This is a genomic window from Imperialibacter sp. (assembly GCF_040222385.1).
Taxonomy (GTDB): Bacteria; Bacteroidota; Bacteroidia; order Cytophagales; family Cyclobacteriaceae; genus Imperialibacter.
In genome coordinates this window covers 119,465-144,510 of the sequence record NZ_JAVKDF010000017.1, presented here as the reverse complement: position 1 = coordinate 144,510, position 25,046 = coordinate 119,465, and the positions used below count along the sequence as shown (strand labels likewise).

The following is a 25,046-nucleotide window of genomic DNA, read 5'->3' as shown; positions in this document are numbered from 1 at the left end:
CAAAACGACTAGCAATGCTTCGAACTCACACTTGTGGCGAATTAAGACTTGAGCACGTAGGAACTACCGTAACGCTTTGCGGGTGGGTGCAACGCCTCCGGGACAAAGGTGGTATGGCCTGGATTGACCTGAGGGATCGTTATGGCCTGACACAGCTCATGTTTGACGAAGGATCAACTGCTGCCGACATTCAGAAAATGGCCCAGGGTGTGGGTCGTGAGTTTGTGCTGAAAGCTACCGGTGAGGTGATAGAAAGAGTGTCGAAAAACCCGAAGATGCCGACTGGTGATATAGAAATAAGGGTGACGGCCATGGAAGTGCTAAACCCAGCCAAAGTGCCGCCGTTTATCATCGAAGACGAAACTGATGGTGGCGACGAGCTGCGCATGAAATACCGCTACCTGGACTTGCGCAGAAACTCCGTACGAAGCAACCTGGAGCTGCGTCACCGCATGATGCAGTATACCCGCAGGTACCTCGATGGCAACAAGTTTATCGAAGTGGAAACACCGGTACTCATCAAGTCCACCCCGGAAGGTGCCCGTGACTTTGTGGTGCCCTCTCGTATGAACCCTGGTGAGTTTTACGCCTTGCCACAGAGCCCCCAGACTTTCAAGCAGTTGCTGATGGTTTCGGGCTTCGACCGCTACTTCCAGATCGTAAAATGTTTCCGTGATGAAGACTTAAGAGCCGACCGCCAGCCTGAGTTCACCCAAATTGACTGCGAGATGTCATTTGTGGGGCAGGAAGATATTCTCAACATATTCGAAGGGCTGGTGAAGTCGCTTTTCAAAGAAGAAAAAGGACTGGAATTTGGTGCTTTCCCTCGCATGACCTACGATGAGGCAATGTTAAAATACGGTAGCGACAAGCCGGATATCCGATTCGGCATGGAGTTCGTTGAGCTGAATGCCCTTACCCAGGGCAAAGGCTTCCAGGTTTTTGATGCCGCCGAATTGGTGGTGGGCATTTGTGCCAAAGGTTGTGCAGAATACACTCGCAAGGAGCTGGATGCATTGACCGATTTTGTCAGACGACCACAAGTTGGGGCTAAAGGCATGGTTTACCTCAAATGCAATACCGATGGTACTTTCAAATCTTCAGTGGACAAGTTTTACTCTGAGGGTCAGCTGAAGGAATGGGCCGCAGCCTGCGGTGCCGGGGCTGGCGACCTGATATTAGTGTTAGCTGGGGACAAAAACCAGACCCGTAAAGCCATGAACGAGCTGAGGCTGGAGATGGGCAACAAACTCGGCCTGAGAAAAAGGGACGATTTCAAACCTCTTTGGGTACTAGATTTTCCTTTGCTGGAGTGGGATGAAGATAGCAAGCGCTACCACGCCATGCACCATCCATTCACTGCGCCTAAGAAAGAAGATATGAAGCTGCTCGAAACTGATCCAGGTGCCATCAGGGCCAACGCCTACGACATGGTGATTAATGGCGTAGAGGTAGGCGGCGGCTCTATCCGTATCCACGACAGACCAACGCAGCAGTTGATGTTCAAAACGCTTGGCTTTACAGATGAAGAGGCCAAGAAGCAGTTTGGCTTTCTGATGGAAGCTTTCGAATATGGCGCACCTCCGCACGGTGGTATTGCTTTTGGCTTCGATAGGCTTTGCTCTTTGTTTGGTGGAGTTGATTCCATCAGGGACTTTATTGCATTCCCTAAGAACAACTCGGGCAGAGATGTAATGATTGATTCGCCATCGACTATTTCAGCAGAACAATTGAAAGAGCTAAGTATATCTGTTGGCGAAGTGTAAGATGAAGTGTTCTCACTTTCCCTTTTTACTTGTTCTGTTGCTGCCATGGGACGGGCTGTGCCAAACCGTGGAAGAAACGGATTCAGTTACAAAAAAAAGAGGAAGGGTTATAGCCGCCCCAATTCTGGGTTATTCGCCTGAGTCAAGGTTCTTCGGTGGCTTTATGGGCATGTGGATTTTGCCCGAGAAGCAGGTGGACACAAGCAGCTTCAGGCGGCCCAGCACGCTGGCTCCTATATTTATTTACACTGCCAACAAACAGATAATCAGTTCCCTCAGGTCGGAGCAATATTTCCAAAACGCTACCTACCTGAGTAATACCCTGCGGATACGGAACTACCCTGACTTTTTTTTCGGTATTGGCAATGACACACACCCGGATGACCTGGAAATGTTTCTGGATCAGTTTGGCCAGCTTAATGGTCGCTGGATGAAGATCAGGGACGAAAAATACTTTTTTGGACTGTCATACGACTTCAGGTATGATAAGCTAAGCGACTTCAAAGATGGGGCAGTGCTGGAGACAGGAGCAGTATCGGGAACCGATGGCGGCTGGACGAATGGTCTGGGGCCGATATTTATCTACGACACCAGAGACAATGTCCTTTACCCTTCAAAAGGATGGTACGTGACCAGCAACCTCCATTACTTTAGTAAAGTAGTAGGCAGCAACTATTCCTTTGCACAGTTGAATATTGACACAAGGTACTTTCGGGAAGTTATCTCGCCAAAGCATGTTTTGGGGCTACAGCTTGTGATTAACTCAGTGGCCGGTAACAATATCCCGTTTTACAGGCTTCCGCAGTTAGGTGGAAACGATAGACTAAGAGGAATTAAGAATGAAAACCTGTACCGTGACAAAGTCTCCTGGTATTTTCAGGTGGAGGGGAGAAGAACGCTTTTTTGGAGGCTGGGAGGCGTGCTTTTTGCTGGTGTCGGAAATGTTTCCCCCGGCATAGCTTCGGCTTTTCAAACTCCGGTAAAAGCTGTGGTTGGCGCTGGCGGGCGATTCAGCCCGATAAAGGACCAAAAGCTCAACCTCCGACTCGATTTCGGTGTGGCAACTGATGGTTTCTATGCTGTTTATCTCAACGTTGCCGAGGCATTTTGACCTCTTAATTGCTTAAATTATCCTCAAAACCAATCCTATGTTGAAATTTATTCTCGGCGGCATTCTTCTGGTTGTTACTGGGTTAATTTGGTTCTTTTGGCCAGTAATTGCCAATCACATGGAGGTAAACAATGTGAATTATATCCAACAGAAAGACTTTCTAATCGTCGGGCACCGTGGTGCCGCCGGGCATGCACCTGAGAACACCATGGCATCGTTCCGTAAGGCAATAGAGTTGGGAGCTGATGTGATTGAGTTGGACGTTCACAGAAGTAAAGATGGGCATCTCATAGTCATGCACGATGCCACAGTGGACAGGACCACCAATGGCTCAGGTGCTATTTCAGCCATGACTTTTGATGAAATTAGGGAGCTGGATGCAGGCAGCTGGTTTGGCGAAGCATTCAAGGGTGAGTTGGTACCCTCACTGGCGGAAGTCATTGTAGGCATCAACGGTGAAGTGAAGGTTTTGATCGAAATCAAATGGCCAAAAGAAGGGCTTTACGATGGGCTTGGAAAACAGGTGGCTGAGGAGGTGCGCAAATACGGAGCCGAAGAGTGGTGCATCATTCAGTCGTTTGACTCAAAATACCTGGAGGAGGCACATGCCAGTGGCTACAACATACCCTTGCAAAAGCTGCTTGTCAGCCAAACCTCACTTTTCTTTATCCCGTTTCATAAGGACAATAAGTTCAGACTTGGACGAGCTTCCACTGCGCATGTGGAGTCTATGAACTACTACCACAAAATGATCAATGCTTCGCTGGTCAAACGACACCACGATGATGGTTTGACCGTCATTCCGTATACAGTTAATACAACGGACGAAATGGTGAAAGTGTTGGGCATGGGAGTTGATGGCGTCATCACGAATTACCCGGATGTAGCCCTGGCCCTAAGAAACGAATTAAAGTAAGGCTTGCAGGTTGGTAAGCTCAACCTCGGAGGCGATGTATCCAAAGGCGGACCAGCTTTCCCCGGCGACCACTTTCTCCAGAATGTCTCGGCCTTTTTCGATGTTGCCGTTGAGAAGGTACCAGTTGGCCACCCCATAACCCTGTGTGGCGAGCTGAACCCCATCTTCCTCGTCAGTGCTAAGGACATCCTCCGGCTTTAGAAGGCCCTTGTACATAAGAAGCCGTTTGTGATAAGACTCATTCTCTATGATTTTCATTTTTGGATTGATCGCCTCAAGCACTTTGTCAGCTGATTGTGGATTCCCCAGCTTCCTGTAGGTGATGTACATCCAATCGGAGGTAGCCACCAGCAGGTCATCGTTGGTAGAGAATTCCATACATTTTTTGTAAGCTGAAATAGCCTTATCGTAGTTGCCTTTCAAATAGTAGGCAAGTCCTAGATGATACCAAACATTGAACTGCGTACTTGACAGCGGTATATTAAGCTTATTAGGTATCCCATCTTTTTCGATCATCGTTTCTTCGCCACGCATATAAAAAGCAGCCTTCTCCAAATCCCTGATGGCATCGTCAAACTGCCTGATGGAAATATACCGGTGGCCCCTGTGGCGGTAGATCCTGTACGAATCAGGAAATTCTCTTAGTCCGTCGGTGTATACCTGTATGGCCTCTTTGTACATCGACATGTAGGCAAGTCTTCTACCATACCAAATGATAAAGTCCAGGCTGTCAGGATACGCATCGAAATTTGTCTTTGCCTTTGCGAGATTTTCTTCGAGTGCCGCTCGTTGTTTGTCAGAAAGCTCAGGTCTTTTTAGTTTCTTACCCAGAAGAGAAAGTGCCTCGTAGGGTTCCTCATCAGTTTCTACGGAAGCTTGAGCTGTCTCTACTGTCCCGTCTTTTTTCCCGTCACTGCTCGGTTCAGTGGGGATACAACCGAATAAAAGAACCTGTAGGACTGCAAAAGCGACTATCGCTGAAAGAGGAAATTTTTCAAAAATAGGTTTTGGAAAAAAGGGTTGATCAGGGATACTCATTTAATAATACTATAATAATAGGCGATGCTTCAAATAATCTTCATAATACTAAAAAATCTTGAAAAAAGATAATTTTAACAGGTTTACTTCGTTTCTAAGCAGTTATTAAATGCTCTGGTGCTAAAATTTTAGTTGACGCCCGGTTGCTTGATGGCCTTACCGGTTGCCTCCTTGGATTCCGTCACCATCGTTTTCACGTCCTCCAGCAGCTGTCTGGCATCGTAAATAATTCCGTCTTTGATCGTATACTTCACGCCACCAACTCTTACAACTTCATTATCTTCCGTCAATTTAATGGCACCTGTTCCGTAAAGTACCTGAAGGTTTTGCAGCGGATTCTCTTCTATTATCACAAGGTCGGCCAGCTTACCTACTTCGATGCTACCAATCTCCTTTTCCATGCCTAGTGCCTGCGCTCCATACAAAGTAGCAGAACGAATAATCTCCAAAGGATGGAAACCGGCTTCTCTTAGCAGTTCCATTTCCCTGATGTAGGCAAAGCCATATAGCTGGAAGATGAAACCAGAGTCCGAACCGGTAGTTACCCTGCCACCCCGGTTTTTGTATTCATTTACAAAAGTCATCCAAAGCCGATAGTTCTCCTTCCACTGAATTTCTTCTTCGGTGCCCCAGTAGTGCCAGTAAGAGCCATGCGATTGCATGCTCGGCTGGTAGAAATCCCATAGCGAGGGAAGTGTGTAGTCCTGGTGCCATTCTGCAGTGCGGGCCCTCATCAAATCACGGTTGGCTTCGTAAATATTGAAGGTGGGATCTAATGTGAAGTCGAGCTCAATGAGTGAGTCCATCACTGCGTTCCATTTTTCTGAATGGGGTGCCGCTGCCTGTTTCCAAAGCTTTCCGGCTTCGCCGAAGCGGTGCTGTTCGTTTTGATAGTTGTAGTCGAGTCGGAAATCCTGAATGGTGCGGTTGTCGAACATAGCCTCGGGAAGGCCATACCAGTGCTCCATGCTGGTGAGGCCCCAGCTGGCAGTGTTGAGCACATTGGCCCGGGCCACGTCCATTTGGGCATGGTGGCAGGCAGCTCTCAGACCAAGCCGCTTATTCTCTCGCAGTGCAGCTTCCATAATGTCGGGGCTGGCACCAAAAAATTTGATGCCGTCTGCTCCTTTTTTAGCATTTTCCTGCACCCAAAGTCTGGCTTCTTCCGGGCTATTGATACCCCCTTCTTTACCCATCCCAAACGCCGTGTAAGCTAGGATACGGGGAGCAGTGATTTCGTTTTTCAGGCTTTTTCGTTTGTGCTCAAGTGTCCAGTCCAGGCCGTTGCCGGCCGAAGGTTCTCGAATCGTTGTGATGCCATGCGCCATCCAGAGTTTGAAGACATACTCAGCTGGAGTTCCCTGCGTCACGCCGCCGATATGCCCGTGCATATCGATAAACCCGGGAAGCACATACATGCCCGCTGCATCGATTTCCTTCCCGCCCTCTTTGAGTTTTGGGCGTCTTTCGGCGTTGATCTCAACACCAGGATAGCCAACGGTCTGGATACTTTTGATTTTATTTTGTTCGATAACGATATCCACCGGCCCGATTGGAGGCGCCCCGGTGCCGTTGACCATGATGGCACCACGGATAATAAGTTGTGTGTAGGGGCCGTCGCCCTCCGCTCTGGCTGGCGATGGGGTAATACTTCTCCTTTGAGCAGAAACGCCAATGGAAAATATTTGAAAAAGCGCTAAAGCTGAAATGAATATGGTCTGTTTCTTAAGTCGCCTCATGGTTTGGATATACTAAGTTTTCGAAGATGTTCATCAAGATAGAGATAAGTGGCGACCCACCCAACAGGGCTTTTTACAGAAGGTAATTTTAGCATATTTCTTCATTTTCAGAACTTTTTGCATGTTTAGGCCTTTATGTAAACAAAAGTCAAAAAATGGCCAGTACTTATTCTACGATGCTCCCGCTGGGAACCAAAGCCCCGGATTTTAAACTTTTAGATACCGCTTCTGACAAGATGGCGTCCCTAAATGACGTCAAAGGCGACAAGGGCACCGTGGTGATGTTTATTTGTAATCATTGCCCCTATGTCATTCATGTATTGGACGAGGTGTTGGCGATTGCTGGCGAATATCAATCGAAGGGCATCAGTTTTGTGGCCATCAGCTCAAACGACGTGGTGAACTATCCCGAGGATAGCCCGGAGCAAATGAAGATCATGGCCAGAGAGAAGGCTTTCCCCTTTCCTTATTTGTACGATGAAACCCAGGAGGTTGCCAAAGCTTATCAAGCAGCATGCACACCGGATTTTTATGTGTTTGATGCCGACTTGAAATGTGTTTACAGAGGGCGGCTTGATGCCAGCACACCGAGAAATGGACAGCAGCTGACTGGAAAAGACTTACGAAATGCGCTGGATGCTGTTTTGCTCGACAAGACAGTGGGTGAGGAGGAGCAGCTGCCGTCGATGGGTTGCAATATTAAGTGGAAGAGCTAGACCGACAGCAGTTTTACAGCGGCAGCCAAAACCAACGTCACCATTCCCACTATTTTCTTGTCAATGGCCAGCTTCACTGCCGAGGCCCGACTGTGCACATGAAGTTTCCTGTAGATGTTCTTGATGTGTGTTTTTACGGTATGAGGGCTGATAAAGAGCCCTTCAGCTATACCGAGGTAGTTGTTTCCGTCCACAAGCCGCTGGATTATTTTCACTTCCTGCTCAGAGAGCCCGTATTCCTGAATGGCCTGATCTTTCAGTTTCGAATCCTCGCCGAGGTTTGGGTCTGAACTAATCAAGCCGATCATTTTGCGGGCGATAGTTCTCGACATCGGAGCACCGCCCTCCAGCAGTTCTTCAATAGCTTTTACAATATTAGCTGGGCTTTCATCCTTCAGCATGTAGCCCACCGCCCCGGCTTTCAGCGAGCTGAATATTTTGTCGGGCTGCTCAAACACCGTGAGCATCATCACTTCAATATCTGGCAGCGACTGTTTAAGGCGGCTGGTCGTTTCTATTCCATCGATGCCGGGCAATTCAATGTCCATGAGAACCACCTGAGGTAGCTCTTTTGCAGTGGCCTGTTCTATTTTGCCGAGAAAATCCTCCCCGGTTGGACTGACAATTACCAGGTCAATACTCTGGAAATATTTAAAGTTGTCGATGAATCGCTTTCGCAGCGACGGATTATCCTCAACCAATGCAATACGAATAGCCATAGCTTTTTTGTTCAGTGTCAAAGGTGGGGTAAAGAACCAATTGGCCCAATACCCAATTTGGGGTAAATCAGACTGTGAGGCTAATTGTGGAACCCTGATCTTTTACGGATGAGATACTAAAGCCCCCTCCAATTTCCTCCATACGTCGTTTCATATTTTCAATGCCATAGTGCTCGCCTTTAGCCATGGCTTCGGTATCGAATCCCACTCCGTCGTCGGAAATTTTTATCACCAGGGAATCCTTCAAGGACAAGTCCAAGATGATGCGACGAGCCTGAGAGTGTTTGGTAATGTTTTGAATACTTTCCTGCACTACCCGTGTAATGTTGAGCGCTTCCCTTGGGGCGAGCTTGTAGGGATAGGCGATGTGGTTGATAATTTCAAACGAAAGATCCGGCCTGTACTTAAGGGTGCTGGAAAGATACCTCTCTATGTGGTCGACGAAATCTGCCAGGGTTATTTCGCTCTGATGCAGGCTCCAGATACTATCACGAAGGCTTGTGAGCGTATCCTGCGCATCTGCTTTCAAACTGCTCACGATTTTTTGCACTTCTTCATCTTTCCTGAATCCCTCAATTTGATCCGTAATCTGCAGACCAGAGAGAATACTTGTCAGCTGAGCGCCTACGTGGTCGTGGAGATCGCTTGAAATGCGTTCTCGCTCTGACTGAATTTTTTGAACCAGTTCCAGTTGCTGCACCCTTCGCTGCAGTTTTAGTCTGTTGTAGCCCAGGTACAAAAGGATAAGCAAAACGACCACTCCACCAATGAATGCGTAAAGCTGGAGATTCTTTTGTTGGATAAGCAAAGCCTGCTCGGCAAGCTGCAAATCTCTGATCTGTATTTCCTGCTCCTTCTTTTCGGTTTCATATTTTGTTTGCATTTCCGCTAGCGCTTCCGACTGTGCTTTCGCATATGAAGAGTCTTTTTCAACACCCCACTTCCTGTATAATTCTGTCGCTTGCTGAAAGTTTCCGGCCGCCACATAGTTCAAGGCGAGTGCCTCGTATATGTTTTCAATCTTGTAGTCTACCTGATCGTCCTCGGCCAGTTTTAATGCTCTGTTGCCATACTCAATACCTTTCGACGGGTTTTTGAGCTTGGCGTAAATGTTGGAAATATTGGTCAGGTCGGCTATTTGCATGGCGGTGCCAGGCACTTTCTCACGTATTTTTTCTGCCGTCAAGAACGTCTCCAGCGCCCTATCGTAGTCATCCGCTGACTCGTAAACCGTTCCCAGAATGTGCAGACCGTTTGCTTCCGCATGTAAGTTGTTGGTTGTTCTGGCCCGTTCTATACCCCACGTGACAAAGTATTCGGCTGAGTCGTAACGAGACAGGCTACCATAACAAGAGCCGATGTTGTTGAGCACCACAGGATGCGGCTCTGGAATTTTTGGTAAAGCCTTTTTGAAGTTGGAGATCGCCTTAGCATACTGATGCAGTTCCATAAATACAAGACCAATGTTATTGAGAGCCGCCATTTCTCCATAAGGGTTTCCAGCTTCTTCGTGGCTTCTCAGCACGTCATAAAATATGTTGACTGCCTCCTCAAACCTTCTTTTCGATATCAGATAAAGGCCCCTGCTGTTCATGGTGAGGGTGTGGTATTTTTTGTCGCCGAGCGAATCAGAGAGGTGCAGGGATTTTTCGAAATAGTATTGAAGTGAGTCTTCGTTTCGGTAGGTCTCGTAATAAATAGCCAGATTATACATGGATCTGGTGAGGCCTGCTGCGAACGCTATGGTCAGTGCTTTTGCCCTGGCCGAATGACTGTACTGGTAGATCTTTTCCGGATTGGAGTAGCGGTATTTTTCGGCCAGCTCGTTGAGGATGTTGATCCGGCTGGTGTCCGGAATATCGGTTTTCAGTACATTTTCAAGACTGTCAATGTTGGCGGGTTGGCTGCTTGAGCTTAGGGAGAAAAAAAGCATCAATGCGGCAAGACACAATTTCGGTCGCATGAAGATTTACGGTATAAGTTGTTGGCTCCGGTAAGATAGGCTTTTATTGGTTTTTTTCCTTTTAGAATAGTACTAATCAAATAATTTGTAAAACAGCCTGCCAGTTGAACGGACTTCTTTTTCGGGAAAAGGTTAGTGTAATATACCCCGAAGACGGTATTTCGGACGGTCTTGGCCTGGTCTAATTTTAGGATGTTAAAATCCAATTAGACCGAAAGACCTGTTGAAATGAAAGCTGTTATCAAGATTTTTGTTATTGCCGCCCTGTTTTTTTCATCAATGACTGCCGGGGCGTTAGGTGCCGAGAACTTTTCCTCGCCTGACTTAAAAGCTCACAATTCTACAGTCGTCCTGTTCACAGGAGAGGGCATAGTTACAGGCTCAGCTACAAGTTCTTTCAACAGCGGATTTGATTTTTCAAGAGAAGAAACTGCAGGCAAAGAGGACGATGCCGATTACCTTGTCGACTTTGTATTTGTGAGCAATGAAGGAGTGAACCTTGGTAACGAGGGAAGCACTTCGCTTAACTCCACTGGCAGACGGTTTTTGCTAATAGGCACCGGAGACATCGAATCCGTCACAGAAGTGGCTGAAAGAACCGATGCTTCACCCTGGGTGACTGTGTCATGGGATTGGCCTGACGGAACACAGGGAGCCCCAATTTCGGTAGGACAGCTCTGGGGCGTATATACAAGAGAAGGTCATTATGCTGTGATGGAGATCACAGGTCTTCCGGGCGGTGGATTTGGCACATCTTTCACTTTTGATTATAAATATCAGTCTGATGGAAGCAGGTTTTTTGATGGTGGTGGTTCTTCCGATCCGGAGGTTGTTATCACCTCACCAACATCAGCCTCCAATTGGGAAATAGGCACCAGCCAATTCATCACCTGGGAAAGTATCAACGTCGACGCCGCTTCGGGTAGCACGGGCGGGGTTAACCTTTACTACAATACCGGTTCGGGTGATGTGGTGATAGCCGAGAACGTGGATTCTCCTGACGGAGAAAACAGTTATGAGTGGACGGTTAACGGTTCGGCTGTGTCAACTGCCCAGATTAGAGTGGAGGCCGACCAGGATGCGGGCGTGTTCGACCTATCCGATGAATTTACTATTTCTCCACAGGGCGATATCACCATTTTAAGCCCCATTGGCACTGAAGAAAAGAAGTTCGGCGAAACACTAACTGTCTCATGGAAGAATAACGCTGCCTATCTCAATTCCAACTACTTCTATCTTCACTATCGTGTGGATGGAGGCAGCTGGTATGCTATTGCGCAAGGAAGTGGAACCTCATTCAATCCTTCGGGTAATCAGATGAGCTACAATTGGACGCTGCCCGATTTGGGAACCAATCTGGACAGCGACATAGAAGTGAGGGTGTGGAACAATAGTCAGGGATACTATGGTTACGGCGCGGCTTTTCGGCTTTATTTTGAATCTTCGCTGGTTGTCGATACTCCGACCGGCGCTGAAGAGAAAAAATTTGGACAAACCCAGCTGGTAGAGTGGACGAACGGCGACCATAAAACCAGTGACTATTTCTACCTGCAGTACCGGGTAAACGGAGGCAGCTGGTATGCCATTACGCAAGGCAGTGGCACGTCCTTCAGCCCTGTGGGTAACCAAATGAGCTACAACTGGACACTGCCGGATTTGGGAACCAATCTGGACAGCGATATAGAGGTGAGGGTGTGGAACAACTCCCGCAATGTTGAGGATATCAGTAGCTCATTCAGGCTTTACTACGAATCTTCCTTAGCTATTGATACACCAACCGGCGCTGAGGAAAAGAAATTTGGACAAACCCAGCTGGTAGAGTGGACGAACGGCGACCATAAAACCAGTGACTACTTCTACCTGCAGTACCGGGTAAACGGAGGCAGCTGGTATGCCATTACGCAAGGCAGTGGCACGTCCTTCAGCCCTGTGGGTAACCAAATGAGCTACAACTGGACACTGCCGGATTTGGGAACCAATCTGGACAGCGACATAGAGGTGAGGGTGTGGAACAACTCCCGCAATGTTGAGGATATCAGCAGCCAGTTCAGGCTGTATTACGAATCTTCTGTAAGTATTACCTCCCCTCTAGGCGGAGAGTACAAAGCTGTAGGGAGCCCCTTTAGTATTGTTTGGGAAAATGGGGATCACAAAACTTCTGACTATTTCTATATCTACTACAGAATCAACGGAGGGAGTTGGTTATCTGTTGCTCAAGGGTCAGGGACTTCATTCAACCCCGTTGGCAACGTCATGACACGGGCATGGACCATTCCAAATCCCGGCACTGGAGTAGACGCAAACGTTCAAGTGAGAGTTTGGAACAACTCCCGCAACAAAGAAGACATCAGCAGCTCGTTTGTTGTTTGTACTAACTGCGAGCCAGTGGCACTTTCGTATCCGAACGGAGGCGAAAGTTTTTTCGTCGGCGATGAGGTAAGCATTACCTGGGCGCTTTCTGACGCCTGGAATAGCTCCGACAATATTGAGCTGAGCTACAATGCAGGAGCTGGCGATCAAACCATTTTTTCAGGATTGTACTCTGCTGTTCCCGGTGATTCATATGTGTGGACGGTACCCGACGATGTGAGCTCAGAAGTAAAGGTGAAGGTTACCAACACTACTACATCAGAAGCCGACGAAAGCGACAGCTTCTTCAGCATCGTACCCATTCCGGTTCGGGCGGTTGAATTTTCCAGTCCGTCAGGTGATGTGGTGTACCTTGGTGGGTCGGTGGTCATAGAGTTTTTGCCTTCTGAAATAGCGGGAAGTGATGTGCTTACTTTTGAGCTGTCGACCAACGGCGGCGTAAGTTTCCCTTATACAATCCAAACGGCCACACTGAATACCCTGGACAATATTGCCGGGTCATATTTCTTCGATTTTGTGCCGACCAATCCTTCGTTTATTTCTGAGTCCTGTATCATCAGAGCTAAGTATGGAACAACTGTTCTGGGGGCTTCCGACATATTTTACATTGCCAGCCCAGCCATTTATAACCTGGCCGTCAGCTACCCTCAGGAAGGTGAAAATGTTCTTGTGTACGATCTTCCCGTTGATATCACTTTCACGAATGACGGACTCAGCGCTTTTGACCTCTATTATGTGGTGCCCGGGCAGACTCAGGTGCTCATCGAGGACGCTATTGATATTTCTGCTGACTTTGATGTCACCTATAGCTACACACCCGATTTTGTGGGTGAAAATGCCAAATTCAGGATCGTTGGCGGAGGGCAAACTATCGAAACAGAAACATTTGATGTAGTGTACCCCGTGGTGGCGATTGATGAGGGATACGATCCCGTCAGCCTTGTGGACTTTGGCATCAGGCAGGCCACCACCACAACCGTGTTGTCTTATCTGTTGAATGTTACCAAGGTTGGGGTTACAGTAACCTCGACCAATCCTGATGATTTTGAGATTTCTTTGAGCGAAGGTTCAGGCTTTACAAACAGTTTGGTGATAGCACCCCAAGCTGGTATCCGGAGCATTCCTGTGTATGTGAAGTTTGCACCCTCTGCCAATAATGGAACACTTTCGCAGGGCATCTTAAGAAACCGATTTGTCGATTCCAATCTGTCGAATATTGATATCGATGTAAATGTGCAGGGCAGAGCAGCAACCTCCGGGCCTTCACTGGTGCTTTTTGCTCCGGCGAATGCTACAGAGCTGATCTCAAACAGCGTCACTACCATCAGGTGGGGAAGCACACTGGTCGATCTGTTGAGTGTTGAGTACTCCCTCGATGCCGGTTCTAGCTGGTTTTTGATAGAAGACGATCTGTCTACTTCATTCACAGAATTTGATTGGCTGGCGCCGGAAGTTGCCTCGCAGACCGATGCCGTCATCCGCCTTGTGGATCAGTCAGGTCTGGCGACCATTGCAAGCGCAGAAGTATCCATTCTTCCTGCGCCTTCCATCAGCTCGCTTACGTTGATCAACAGCGGCGCCGATCTTCAAATTGACGGAAGCGGCTTTTCATCCATTGCCAATCACAATCAGATTATCTTCCCTGGTTTCCCGGACATAACTGCCTACCCAACATCGGCCTCGGCTACCCAGCTGGTGGTTGAAGTGCCACAAGGAGCGGTTTCTGGTTTCATCAAAGTGAATGTTTCCGGCAAAGGAACGGCCATTTCGCCCAACCAGCTCGTGCTTTCTGGCATTACCCTTACTCCCGACCAGGGGCAGGTGGGCAACACGATCTTTATTAATGGCAGTGGTATTGATTTCGATGCGGCCACATCTGTTTCGGTAACATTTACTAATGGTATTTTAGGCTCGGTGGAAGCAGCCTCCGTGGTGGTGGAAAGTGCCGATTTGCTTTCAGTAGTGGTTCCAACAGGCGTGGAAGCTACCGGCCCAGTGGAGGTGGATGTTGACGGGACCGTTTATACATCCGCACAGGCATTTAAAATCCAGTCGATTGATTTCACACCAAAGACGGCTGGCATTTTTGAAACGGTCACTATTTCAGGTGTGAATACGTCATTCCTCAACAACAATACTCAGGTGTTTATCAACGGCCTCGCTACAACAGCATCCGTAGTGTCAAACACTCAAATCAATGTAACTGTGCCTCAGGGAGCCAGCACTGGCAAAGTGACCGTGAGCACCAACGGCGGGTTCTTCGAAGCTGCGGGCGACCTGACAGTGGAGCAGCACAAGATCACGTCCTTGTCTGCTACCAAAATCACTAAAGGACAATCGCTGGTCATCACCGGAGACAATTTTACGGGAGCCAGCTCGGTAAAAATCAACGGAGAGAGCATTACCTACCAGTATTACTACTTCGGAACACCGTATTTCACAATAGACTCTGATCAACAGATCACCGTGCATATTTCGCCGTCTTCCATTGCTGGTACCGGAAAAGTGAGCGTGACCAAAGGTGGTGTGGAGGTAGAAAGTGCTGAAGACCTGACAGTCATTCCAGCCATTACCTCTTTGAGCACACTTCAGGCGGCGCCGGGTGCACAGGTCACAATCTATGGCTCGTACTTCAGTAGTGTTGATAACACGGTATATTTCAATCAGAATAAGCCGGCAGCTATTGTTTCACAAAACAGCTCCTCTGTCACTGTCATCGTGCCGCAGGGCGCTATTGATGGTTCAGTGACTGTCGTTAATAACGATGTATCTCAGCAAGGTGTGTCTTCCGCCAGCTTCGATGTGGTGGCAGCACCTGTGTTTACAAGCTTCTCGCCGCTGAAAGCCACTTCAGGCCAGGTAGTAACCATCACAGGGCAAAACTTCCAGAGCCCGGCACCAAGTAATTTGCTTGTTAATGGAAACAGCATCTCGTTCAGTGTGGTTGACAATAACAGCATTCAGTTTGCCGTACCCACCTGGATCTATGGTGCTGGAAAGATTGAACTCACGAAAGGAGGAGTGACTGTAGAAGGTCCACAGCAGTTTACCGTGCTGCCAAAGATCACCTCATTTACATTGGCTACTGGCGCTGTAGAAGGCGCTAGTGTAACGATATCGGGAACAGGCTTTAACCCCGTTGCTTCCAGTAATCTGGTTACTTTCTACAACAACAAGCAGGCAACTATTTCCAGTGGAAGCAGCACCTCTCTGAACGTAACAGTTCCGGTTGGGGCTGTCACTGGTAAATTGAGAGTGACCAATCAAAGCATCCTGGAGAGCGGCGAGAGCGCCAGCGACTTTATTGTCGTACCTCACGCCATCATTTCGTCATTTGCGCCGGCAAGTGGCCAGGTAACGAAAACAGAAGTAACCATTACCGGCGAGCATTTCGGTAGTCCGGCTGTTTCCGCTGTCAGATTCAGCGGCACCAACGCTACTTTCAATGTGGTCTCAGACACGGAAATAAAGGCTACGGTACCTTCCATCTTCAACAATGGCGCCATCAGTATCACCAGGGCCGGCGAGACGGTTACGTCCGCCAATAATTTTGAAATTGTCCCCGACATTACGAGCCTTTCTGCTTCAACCCTTGCTTCGGGAGCCACACTCAACGTTGGTGGCACTTTCCTTAATGCTGTTTCACAGGTAAAGGTCGGTGGCACCGTTGCCACCATCATAAGCAATAACAACTACTACGGCGTGTCGATTGCAGTGCCTGCCATGACTCCAGGTAACTATAAAGTTACTGTGACTAAAAATGGTCTGAGCGATGAGAGCGATGCAGAGCTGACAGTTGTTGCACCGCACACGATCACCAATTTCACTCAGGTAGCCGGGTTGGAGCAGGATGTGACAATCACTGGGACTAATTTTACGTCGCCAGCAGTTACGTCCGTCACACTTAACGGCGTGTCAGCTGCCATCCAGTCGACCACGGCTACGCAGCTTGTCGTGAAAGTGCCCAACGGTATGAACTTCGCAGGCCAGGGCAAGGTGGCCATCACACGTGCCGGACTAATAATCCAGAGTACTTCCGATTTCTACGTCCGCCATGGTATTTCCACCACCTTTAATACCCAGAATTACATGGTGGATCAGCAGATCACCGTTTCAGGAAACAACTTCTACTATCCTTCTGTCAGCCAGGTCAAGGTGAATGGCGTGAATGCGACCTTCTCCATTGCAGGCGATGGCTCACTAAGCGTGACCATTCCTAACGCTGTGGGCACGGGAAAGGTAGAAGTGACCAAGCCGAGTCCTGTAGGCACGGTGGAAAGCACAACCGACATCACAATAGTGCCAAGAGCAGTCCTGAGTTCCTTCAGCCCAACAATTCAGGCGATCGGCGGAACATTGACACTGACCGGCCAGAACTTCACCAGTCCGGCGGTGTCTTCTGTCATCATCAACAATACTTCAGTAAGTTCTTTTACAGTCAATAGCGCCACCGAAATAACGGCTACAGTGCCCAATATTTCCAATTTCAATACGCAGGGTAATGTGCAGATTACCAGAGCAGGCCTCACTCAGTCGCTGGGCACATTTACTGTGAAGCATACTTTTGGCAGCTTGTCGGCGTCAACGGTCACTGCAGGGGCTTCAGTGACAGTTAATGGCACGTTTTTTACCACACCATCCGCCACCGTGACTCTTGGCGGCACAAGTGTGTCAGTGTCGTCCATCAGCGCCAATAGTCTTACTTTTACAGTGCCGACTAACACCACGCCAGGCAGCCATGAAATAGTCCTTACCAGGTTGGGCGAACAGGTGTCTGCCGGAAATATCACAGTGCTGGCGCCACACACCATCGCCTCATTTGACAGCGATAGAAAGGGCAAATCCGAGACCCTGACCATCACAGGCAGCAATTTTGATAATACCCCTCAGGTTTATCTCAACGATATGCTGGTAAGCTCAACGGTTAACAGTACCACGGAAATTAGTCTTACTGTTCCGCCCAACATCACCGGGGGTACAGTTGCACTTAAAATTCTGAGAGGAGGGCTGACCGTATCATCGTTTGACGGATCAGATGTAGATTTCTCCGGCACAGCCCAGTTTTATATGAAACCGTCGGTAACAACGGATGTTGCTGCTTCCACCTACGTTATCGGACAAACTTTGACGCTTAGCGGTAGCAATTTTAGCACACCTGGTGTCAACTCGGTGGTGCTCATCGATGGAGGGAATGAAACAACCGTCCAAAGCACAGTGCTGAATGACAACGCTCTGCAGCTGGTGTTAACGGCCCAAAGCGGCCCGGCCCTGACAGCTACCAGCTACGATGTAAAGCTGGTGAAGACGGTGACGAGTGCCGAAGGCAATATTGAGGTGACACTCGCCAGTCAGTTGACGCTGGATGACCAGGCGACCATTACTGAGATTTCGGAGGCAAGTGCCCCGGCTGGCACTTTTGTTACTATCACAGGGTCTGGATTTACTGCCCCCGATGTTACTTCTGTTAAAATAAACGGAGCCTTAGTAGGCGTTGGCAACTTCACTGTAAACGACGACAATACCATCACGGCCAAAGTTCCTATGGCAGCGGCAGCTTACGCTGATGGCACGGCTAACAATATCGAACTTATCAGGGGCGGTCTCACCATTTTCGCCATGGATGAATTTATTGTAGAGCAGCAGATTACCGGATTCCTGAAATCGGACTTTAGCAATATCAATCCAGCTACCGAAAGAGTGGTAGAAGGGCAGACTATCTACATAGAGGGCAATCATTTCGAAAGCCTGGCCAGTATCAGCAGTGTGACGGTGAACGACGTGGCGGTTACGCCGGTGTTTGTGAATGGCAACAGGCTGCAGATCATCGTGCCATCTGGTTCGCAGGGCGTCGGAAAGGTAGCCGTTACCCGCAGGGGTATTTTGGCAGAAAGTGCTCAGGCGCTGATCGTTTCTCCGGTAGCGAGTATTACTGAAGTCGATCCGGCAGCCAGAATTGCCGGTGGCACGATCACCATCAGCGGAGACCGTTTTAGCCTGCCAGACGTAACCACGGTCACCGTCAACGGAGCTGCTGCTACTTTTGACATTCTCAATGATGACAACATCAAAGCAACGGTACCTTCGAATGCTGCGGCGACCGGAAATGTGACAGTGACAAGGGGCGGCGTAACCTCCAATGCAGTTGCCTTTAGCGTTGTGCCTAAGATCTTCAGCTTTACGAACACAGGACTTGAAGGAAGCAGCGTGACGATCAATGGCTCCCATTTCGGCTCGACCATCGGCACTAACGAAGTTTACTTGACAGGGGCGTCTGGCTTTGTTCAGGCGACTATTTCGACTGCCAACAGCAATAGCCTTACAGTGACCGTGCCTGTTGGTACAATCACTGGCCCAATCAAAGTGATCAACACAGCCTCTGCTCAACAGGTGGTGAGCAGTGCTAACTTCAACTTGTTGCCTTCTCCCGGTAGCTTCAGTATCAACCCAAACAGTGGCCCGGTCGCCTCCCAGTTTACCATCAGCGGCATCAATATGAATGCCGCAAATGAGGTGAAAGTAAATGGCGTATCTGCCAATTCTTTCACGGTCGATCCTGACGGCACAAGCATTGTGGTAACGGTACCTTCATCAGCCACATCCGGAGACGTGGTCATCAAAAAGGCTGGTCAGTCGTTTACGGCAGGCACATTTAATGTGACGCCAAAAGTGATCAGCTTCCCTACCCTGGCAGTGGCAGGCAGCCAGATTACCATCAATGGCAAGACATTTACCGGAGCGACAAGCGTGACAATCAACAACACCGCTGCTACGATTGACCAGGTCTCTTCTGACTTCGTCAAGGTAACAACGGTTGCAGGAAATGTTGGCATTGGCAACATAGTTGTCACGACGCCTTCGGGTTCAGGAACAAGCAGCAGTACCATCGAAGTAAAGGGCCAGCCGTCGATTGCCAGCTTCAGTCCTGCGTTAGGTGGTTCTGGTGATGTTGTGACCATTTCTGGCGCCAATCTGTCAACAGTAACTTTTGTAAAATTCAACAATACTAATGCCTCCTTCACAGTCTCCAGCGATAACGAGCTCAGTGCCATAGTGCCTTCGGGAGCTTCGACCGGAAAAATATCGCTGGGATTGGGAGGCATTACCGTACAATCCGTGGGGAACTTCAGCATTGTGCCGAAGATTACCACTTTCACAGCTGCAGCTATTGCAGGTGCCACTATCCAGATCAACGGTACTAATTTCAGTGGTGCCACTCAGGTAGCATTTGCCGGCGCCACGGCCGTGCCATTCTCAGTATCTGCAAGCTCGCTATCGGTAACTGTGCCTGCTGGTGCGGCTACTGGTTCACTTACGGTTACTACCCCTTCGGGCACCTCGGCAGCGACAGCCAATAGTTTTGTAGTGCTCCCTTCCATTTCCTCGGGAGGGTTCTCGCCAGCCAAAGGAGCGATAGGTTCTACCCTGACGATTACCGGCACCGGCTTTGTAGCCGCAAATGCTTCACAAAATGTAGTGAATTTCAATGGAGGTGCAACTGCTACGGTGAGTGCTGCCACAGCCTCCAGTCTGACTGTGCAGGTGCCTGAAGGCGCCATTACAGGGGCGCTTAATGTAACAGTCAATGGGACCACCACCGGACCATTTTCAGCGGCGAGCTTTGTTATAGTACCTCAAATTGATGCAGCGGGCCTTTCGATTACGTCCGGTTATGGTGGAGAAAGTTTGACGATCACCGGCAAGGGCTTTAGCTCAATTGCAGCCAACAACACAGTCAACTTTGGAGGAGGAGTTTCTGCGGTGCCCTTCTCCGCCACAACCACATCTTTGGGAGTGACAGTGCCCGCTGGCTTTACCACTGGTGCTTTAACAGTAACTACATCAGGCGAAGCAAGTGCCGCAAGTGCGCAAACTTTTATCCGCAAATCGGTGGTGGTGACGGCGCCAAATGGAGGAGAAACCTTCAGCCTGGGTGATCCTTACGTTATTACGTGGACTGAGGAGGGACTGGATGCTGACTCACCTGTGACCATCAGTTACTCGGCTGACGGTGGGGTCAGCTACACAGAAATTGTTGCAGGTGTTGTGGGTGACTTCTCTGGGACATTCGATTGGACCCCAGAAGGTGACCCAACTTCTGCCGCCAAAATTAAGGTGACAGTTAATGGCGATAAGGCGTCTGATGAAAGTGATGATGACTTCACGGTAAGAATCAAGCCATTGCTTACTGTGGTTTACCCAAATGGAGGAGAAACAGTTCGCTTTGGGAAGCCCGCAAAAATTGAGTTTACAACGGAAGGGCTCGAGGCAACCACGTCTCTGCTGTTCGAGTATTCTTTTGATAATGGAGCAACCTACCAGCAGCTGGGCTCCGGCACTATCGGAGAACTGGCGGGCGTATACGATTTGGTGATGGTTGAGGAATACAGCGATGAGGCGCTTGTTAGGATAAGTACAGAAACTGGAGAGACTGTGAGTGATACGTCAGACGAAGTTTTCACCAGTGTACCAAGGCCTGTGTTGGCTATCACAAGTCCGACTGAGGGTGAGACCTTGTTTATTGGTGGATCATATGACGTGACCTGGACAGCACAATACCTGCTCGGTTCGGATGAACTGGAGCTGCTTTACTCGGCGGATGGTGGCACAACATTTAGCTCAAAAGGAAGCGGGCTTGCTTCGCAGTTAGCCGGTAAGATGACGATTACTGCCGACAATGCTGTTACTCAGGAAGCCCAATTCAAGCTAGTGAATGCCGAAAATGACATTTCAGCAACCTCGGCGACATTTAGCGTAGTACCAGCTCCATCCATTATCGTTACCTCTCCGGAAAGCGGTGAGATCCTTACAGGTGGAGTGGCGAAGCAAATTACGTGGACGACTACTTCTGTTGATCCAAGTGCCGAACTTGTTGTGGAATATTCAGCCGACGGCGGAGCCACTTATGAATCCCTGACCTCAGGAACGGTGGCTGCCCTGAATGGCTCGTTCGATTGGAGTGTGCCTAACGCAGCAACAGCCAACGGATTCGTAAGGGTGAGGACAGCCGATGGTACAGTAAGCGATACCAACGACCAAGCATTTGTTATCCAGGCCCAGGTGACGAGCCTGAGTATTTCAGGGCTGCTGGTTACACCGGGCGGCTCTGCCGTAAATGTGGCTGAAGTGCTTCTTTACAAAGCCAATGCAGCTGGCGGCTGGGACATTGTGAGCACTGATGAGTTGATACTGGCAGAAAACCGCAATACATTCAGTTTTGCCAATCTTGAGGCTGCCGATTACCTGATATTTGCCAAGCCTGACCGGGCAAGGTTCCCTAATCTGAGAAATACCTGGTTCGGAAATACGCTCCTTGTAAGGGAGGCTGTTACCCTTTCGCTTTCAGCTACCCGGAGTGATGTTGACATAGAAGTGGTCGAGGTGGCACCTGCACCTACAGGACGGGGTGTCGTGAGAGGTAAGCTGGTCAATACCAGCGGCAACAGTCGGGTGAGTGGCCTTGAGATTGGCCGGATTCTGGATGAGGGAGACCCACTTGCCGGCGTAACAGTCAACCTGCTGAATGCCGCAACCGGGGCTTATGTGACAGACGCAGAAACTGATGAAAATGGCCTCTTCACCATGAGAGGGTTGGTTGTTGGTCAGTATATGCTAAGTGTGGAATTGGCAGGCGTGCCGATGGATTTTGGTTCGGCAGTCATTGACCTTGTTAATGAAACTGACCAGGTGGCGTTGACAGCCATTGTCACAGAAGACGGGACGGTGCTGGTGCGGATTGATGAGGTAGTCGCCGGGATAAACGATCCGCTGGTCGTCGAAAAGCTGGTAGCCTACCCAATGCCAGTACAAAATGAGCTGACCCTTGAAGTTTCAAATAAAAAGGCTGGCGACGTGAAATTCGTCATCTTTAACCTGGCTGGGTTGCAGGTTTTTGAGTCTCAACTTTTGAAAGCTGACAAAGGGAACCACCAATGGATTTTCGATGTGTCCCATCTGAAAAACGGCATGTATATGGGTAAGTTCGTAAAAGCGGAAACGAACGAGATCTTACCTTATCAGATAAAAGTCATGATTGCTAAATAGGCCACAACAACAGTTTTCGGCAACAACCCCTTCCTCCTGAGCACTATCAGGTTGGTTGGGGTTTTTGTTTTTTTAAACTATTTGCATCCTATCTTTTGTTAAGAGGAAATCAAATTTCTTATCGATAAGGCTTTTCTTTAATTTCCACCCAAAATCAGCAAAATGCCATCAGCCCGTTCCACGAATCTTAAGAAGATAACCACCCACCAGCTTCAGGAAATGAAGAACAGGGGGGAGAAAATAGCCATGCTTACCGCCTATGACTATTCCATGGCCAAAATATTGGACGGCTCAGGCATAGACGTCATTCTTGTTGGGGATTCCGCTTCCAATGTCATGGCGGGCAACGATACCACTTTGCCCATTACACTGGATCAGATGATTTATCATGCCACAAGTGTGGTTCGTGCTGTGGTTCGTGCCCTGGTCATTGTCGACATTCCGTTTGGCTCCTATCAGGGCAACTCTACCGAAGCGCTGCGATCGGCCATCAGGATCATGAAAGAGTCGGGCGGACATGGTGTGAAGATGGAAGGGGGTAGCGAGATCAAGGAAAGCATTGTGAGGGTGCTGAGCGCAGGAGTGCCAGTGATGGGGCACCTGGGTCTAACGCCGCAGTCGATTTTTAAATTTGGTACCTACACCGTCCGGGCAAGGGAAGAAGCTGAAGCACAAAAGCTTATCGAGGATGCCAAGCTGCTGGAAGAAACAGGCTGCTTTGCCATCGTGCTGGAAAAAATTCCAGCCAAGCTTGCCAAAAAAGTAGCAGAAGCTGTCAGCATACCTATCATAGGTATCGGTGCCGGGCCTGATGTAGACGGGCAGGTGCTTGTGGTACACGACATGCTGGGCATCACCAAAGAATTTCAGCCAAGGTTTTTACGCCGTTATGCCGACCTCGACAGTGTGATGACCTCTGCGGTGGAAAACTATATTGACGATGTGAAAAAGAACGACTTCCCAACGCAAGAGGAGAGTTATTAATTTTCATTAGATTTATAGTATGATATCAATAATATACCCTGAAGGAGACTACTCGTCTTCGGACTTAGCTATCAGGCTTCAGGCATTGGCGCAAAGCCAGGGTAAGAATACTATTTATGTTGTCCCTAAACACCTGGGGAGAAACCCGGAGGCAATATATAAGAAACTGTCCAAGTCAAGCACGGCTTTATTGTTAATGCATGACAAGACTGGATTGGACAAAGGGACAGAAGAAGAGATAAGGTATCTTCTAGGCCGCTCGAAAAACATCCATGCCATTTTGCCTTCGAATGTTGTACTGCCAAAGGATATTGAAAAGAAAATAAATGTTCTGCCCTATGGGGGAGGAACCAACAAGGCGTTTGCCGATATTGTCCAGGAAACTGTTCGGCAACTGGAGCCAAAAAACGGTGCAAAGAGTGAAAGCGGGAACGACTTTGCAGTTCTTTTGGCCTTGTTGGCAATGGTTATTCTCTTTATCGGACTTTCGTCAGACGATGGGAATAAGTAGATATCGATCAATACTGTTAATTGATAATGACGTCTTAGTAAATCTTTCTTTACTTATTGAAGCTGGCAGAAAGGACAGCTTCATGAAAGTAATCTCATTTCTCGCAATTACTTACACTGCTATTTGGATTCCAGCGACAGTTAGATACGAGTTTCTCATTAAGCGCAGGGATAAGAAAAGAAACAGAGTTCTAAAATGGATAATGAAGGAATTTAGTGTAGTTACGCTGTGTCCGATCAAAGTGAGTAAGAAGGAAATAGAGATTTTCGTGGGTAGCAATGACGAGAATGCTGGCGAGGCTGATGCAATAATCCAATGTCAAAAGGCCAAATCGAGTGATAGCTTTGCCTTTTCTGATATTGTCTTCTTTTCAAATGACAAAAAGGCGTTAACCAGAGCGGAAGGCTTTGATATATCTCTTCTAAGATATTCAACTTTCAGAGAGAGAATGTTAGAAGCTGGAATAGAGATTCCCGTCTAAAGAAGGGATGAAGCCTCGTTTTTAGGTGTTGAACGTAATCAATCTCTAGCCTCCCTCAATGACATTAATCATAGATGATGCCCCTGCCTTTTTTCTCTTTCCCCTTTGATGTATATTGAATCAAAAACCAATCCTGATCTATGATTTTTTACATCATCATGGGGGCCGCTGTTGTCCTCTTTCTCTACACCATCAGTGTCTATAACCGACTTGTTAAGAACAAAAACATGGCTGAGGAGGCCTGGAGTGGCATCGATGTGCAGCTCAAAAAGCGATACGACCTGATTCCCGCACTCGTAAATATCGTGAAGGGCTATGCGAGCCATGAAAAGGAGACGCTCGAAAACGTTATTAAATGGCGCAACATGGGCGTGTCGGCTAATACAGTAAAGGATCAGGAAAATGCAGAAATAGGCTTGAGTGCCGTGCTGGGGCGTTTAATTGCATTGTCCGAAAACTACCCGGACCTGAAGGCCAATGCTAACTTCCAAGACCTGCAAAAGCAGCTTTCCGAGATCGAAAATGCTATTCAGCTTTCTCGTCGATATTACAACGGTGTGGTGCGTGACTTGAATATCACCATCGAGTCTTTTCCAAGCAACCTTGTGGCTTCCTCTTTTGCTTTTAGCAAAAAAGACTATTTCGAAATGGACAACGCCCAGCGGGAAGCTCCGGAGGTAAAATTCTGAAC

The 25,046-nt window shown here is 48.5% G+C and carries 13 protein-coding genes; 9 read left to right on the top strand and 4 right to left on the bottom strand.

Annotated elements, in window-relative coordinates; all coding sequences use genetic code 11:
• The first annotated feature begins 14 nt into the window (after nucleotides 1-14).
• From aspS to RIG68_RS04320, 3 genes are all read left to right on the top strand, one after another.
• Complete coding sequence (gene aspS / locus RIG68_RS04330; protein ID WP_350119050.1) at nucleotides 15-1,766, top strand: aspartate--tRNA ligase; 1,752 nt, start codon at nucleotides 15-17, stop codon at nucleotides 1,764-1,766.
• Nucleotides 1,767-1,833: 67 nt separating this feature from the next.
• Nucleotides 1,834-2,877: a BamA/TamA family outer membrane protein gene (locus RIG68_RS04325; RefSeq protein WP_350119047.1), complete on the top strand. Its 1,044-nt coding sequence runs from the start codon at nucleotides 1,834-1,836 to the stop codon at nucleotides 2,875-2,877.
• Nucleotides 2,878-2,914: 37 nt separating this feature from the next.
• Nucleotides 2,915-3,793: a glycerophosphodiester phosphodiesterase gene (locus RIG68_RS04320; protein WP_350119044.1), complete on the top strand. Its 879-nt coding sequence runs from the start codon at nucleotides 2,915-2,917 to the stop codon at nucleotides 3,791-3,793.
• Here RIG68_RS04320 and RIG68_RS04315 read toward each other — a convergent pair.
• Nucleotides 3,785-4,831: a tetratricopeptide repeat protein gene (locus tag RIG68_RS04315; RefSeq protein WP_350119041.1), complete on the bottom strand. Its 1,047-nt coding sequence runs from the start codon at nucleotides 4,829-4,831 to the stop codon at nucleotides 3,785-3,787. The two genes, RIG68_RS04320 and RIG68_RS04315, sit on opposite strands and share 9 nt — an antisense overlap.
• A 128-nt stretch (nucleotides 4,832-4,959) precedes the next feature.
• Nucleotides 4,960-6,570, bottom strand: coding sequence for an amidohydrolase family protein (locus tag RIG68_RS04310; RefSeq protein ID WP_350119038.1), 1,611 nt, complete (start codon nucleotides 6,568-6,570; stop codon nucleotides 4,960-4,962).
• A gap of 155 nt (nucleotides 6,571-6,725) precedes the next feature.
• On the opposite strand from RIG68_RS04310, the gene RIG68_RS04305 reads away from it, so the two are divergent.
• The gene (locus RIG68_RS04305) at nucleotides 6,726-7,286 is read left to right on the top strand and encodes a thioredoxin family protein (protein ID WP_350119035.1); all 561 of its coding nucleotides are present in this window, start codon (nucleotides 6,726-6,728) and stop codon (nucleotides 7,284-7,286) included.
• Here RIG68_RS04305 and RIG68_RS04300 read toward each other — a convergent pair.
• Nucleotides 7,283-8,005, bottom strand: coding sequence for a response regulator (locus RIG68_RS04300; protein ID WP_350119032.1), 723 nt, complete (start codon nucleotides 8,003-8,005; stop codon nucleotides 7,283-7,285). The genes RIG68_RS04305 and RIG68_RS04300 overlap by 4 nt on opposite strands.
• A 67-nt stretch (nucleotides 8,006-8,072) precedes the next feature.
• A complete protein-coding gene (locus RIG68_RS04295; RefSeq protein WP_350119029.1) occupies nucleotides 8,073-9,968 on the bottom strand; it encodes an ATP-binding protein in 1,896 nt (631 codons plus the stop codon).
• 228 nt (nucleotides 9,969-10,196) lie between these two features.
• Between RIG68_RS04295 and RIG68_RS04290 the strand changes: the two genes are divergently transcribed.
• The 5 genes from RIG68_RS04290 to RIG68_RS04270 all read left to right on the top strand — a co-directional run bounded on the left by RIG68_RS04290 (nucleotide 10,197) and on the right by RIG68_RS04270 (nucleotide 25,044).
• The gene (locus RIG68_RS04290; RefSeq protein ID WP_350119026.1) at nucleotides 10,197-22,379 is read left to right on the top strand and encodes an IPT/TIG domain-containing protein; all 12,183 of its coding nucleotides are present in this window, start codon (nucleotides 10,197-10,199) and stop codon (nucleotides 22,377-22,379) included.
• Between the two features lie 162 nt (nucleotides 22,380-22,541).
• Nucleotides 22,542-23,363 carry a 3-methyl-2-oxobutanoate hydroxymethyltransferase gene (gene panB, locus RIG68_RS04285; protein ID WP_317488492.1) on the top strand — a complete coding sequence of 274 codons (822 nt, stop codon included), beginning with the start codon at nucleotides 22,542-22,544 and terminating at the stop codon, nucleotides 23,361-23,363.
• A 19-nt stretch (nucleotides 23,364-23,382) separates the two neighbouring features.
• Nucleotides 23,383-23,874 carry a hypothetical protein gene (locus RIG68_RS04280; protein ID WP_151998134.1) on the top strand — a complete coding sequence of 164 codons (492 nt, stop codon included), beginning with the start codon at nucleotides 23,383-23,385 and terminating at the stop codon, nucleotides 23,872-23,874.
• Nucleotides 23,861-24,355, top strand: a complete 495-nt coding sequence (locus tag RIG68_RS04275) for a hypothetical protein (RefSeq protein ID WP_350119023.1) — start codon at nucleotides 23,861-23,863, stop codon at nucleotides 24,353-24,355. The genes RIG68_RS04280 and RIG68_RS04275 overlap by 14 nt, the downstream gene beginning before the upstream one ends.
• A gap of 140 nt (nucleotides 24,356-24,495) precedes the next feature.
• Nucleotides 24,496-25,044, top strand: coding sequence for a LemA family protein (locus tag RIG68_RS04270; RefSeq protein WP_350119020.1), 549 nt, complete (start codon nucleotides 24,496-24,498; stop codon nucleotides 25,042-25,044).
• Nucleotides 25,045-25,046 lie beyond the last annotated feature (2 nt).